Source organism: Lysinibacillus sp. NPDC097287 (assembly GCF_044761695.1).
In the GTDB taxonomy this organism is placed as follows: Bacteria; Bacillota; Bacilli; order Bacillales_A; family Planococcaceae; genus Lysinibacillus.
On record NZ_JBIWCX010000079.1, the window covers coordinates 1 to 1,120 of the forward strand.

The window sequence follows — 1,120 nt, forward strand, 5'->3', positions numbered from 1 at the left end:
AGCTCTGGGTCATACGCTGGGGCAGTGCGAATCCGCATTACACGCTCTACAGCAGGTGTGATGCTGGGCTGGGCAGTCCTACTCATGTTTCCTCCCGTGAAATTCAGGAGATCGCAAGCAAAAAGCACGCAAACGACCTCCCGACCATGTCGGTTTGGTGTTTGCGTGCCTGTTTAGGTCAGTTTCGGCGCTCTTGAGTCCCGCCAACGCGAGCGCTTCATCAACTTTCCAAGGGTCCTATCGCCTGGCCCTTAAGCGGTCCGCCCGGTACTGAGACACTGCATTCGGTTTCGTATGATCGTCGCGCTAGATGGGTTCGCTCGGACCGGGCTCGACTCGAAGTCTACCTAACTCGACCGGAGAAGTCTATTCATCGGCCGACCAGAACCCTTGCGCGCTTTGGTTTTTGGAATTTCGTCACTGTGACACTTGGGCACCGGGAAGGGTGTGCGCGAGAAACGCGCGAAAACAGGAACTGCGTGACGCACGCCCGAACGCAACAGCACCCCCGACTGGCTGAACTTCGGTTTGACGGTCGGGGGTGCTGTTGCCGAGCGCAGGACAGAAAGCGACTTCAAGAACCTGCGCTCTACGTCGTCGCGGTCGGGACAAGTCAACCGACCACACGACGCTCGAAGGGGCACGGACAAGTCAACGTGCTACCCCTCCGCAATTCCGCGTGGACGTGGGCGCTCACGCGGAAGTCTCAAATGGAGATGTTGGTGCGGGGTCCGACTCGGAAGCGCCCGAGCGGACCCCGCGCCGAGCCGCTATCGACTCACTTTGCGGCCCGATGAGCTGCCACGAGCCGCAGTTGCGCGACGGGCGCGACCCTTCGCCCCCGTCGATACCTTCGACCCGGCAGATTTGGTCGAGGCTCTGGGCTTCGACTGCTTGCGGGACGTGACCTTCACCGACCCGGTGCGATTCTTGAGGTCCGATGAAACGTGGACCTTGGTCTTCGCATTAGGCTTCTGCGAGACCGCGATGCTGCCCTTGACGAGGATTTGCCGACCTCCCGGTGCGCGGTAGACCGCGCCGACCTTCGCGCCCGTGAACTTCCCATCAGCAGAAGTCCCAATGCGCGAGTGATCTTGGAGGCTGCCGGATACGTACCGCT

Annotated in this window: 1 protein-coding gene; it reads right to left on the bottom strand. The window is 60.9% G+C overall.

The window, feature by feature from the left end; genetic code table 11:
- Positions 1 to 770: 770 nt before the first annotated feature.
- Positions 771 to 1,120: hypothetical protein (locus ACIQ2D_RS22235; protein ID WP_402867447.1), on the bottom strand; the 350-nt coding region annotated here is incomplete at its 5' end.